Source organism: Rhodococcus sp. KB6, assembly GCF_001445685.1.
Lineage (GTDB): Bacteria > Actinomycetota > Actinomycetes > Mycobacteriales > Mycobacteriaceae > Rhodococcus_F > Rhodococcus_F qingshengii.
The window spans coordinates 1-241 of sequence record NZ_LNAK01000123.1 but is presented as its reverse complement, the minus strand read 5'-3'; the positions used below and the strand labels follow the sequence as shown (position 1 = coordinate 241).

Here is a 241-nt window from a genome sequence, read left to right as displayed (position 1 = left end):
GCGCCTTGCCCGCGCGTACCCCGGACTCGATGCGGTGTGCGAGGAGCAGGTCGCAGAAGCCGCGGATGAAGTCCCGCAGGCGGTGTGGGTCCGTTGTCAGGCACGGGCCCTGATCGGCGGTGGTGTCGATGTAGCGTTGCAGCCATTTCAGGGCGTCCAGGCGCGATTTGACCGTGCTCCACGAGTACCGCTCCGTGGTCAGGCCCGCCGAAAGCCAGTACTTCGCTCCTTCACGCAACCA

The 241-nt window shown here is 66.4% G+C and carries 1 pseudogene; it reads right to left on the bottom strand.

The annotated features are described in order from the left end of the window. Positions 1–241, bottom strand: a pseudogene (locus ASU23_RS34295) (hypothetical protein); the annotation flags it as partial.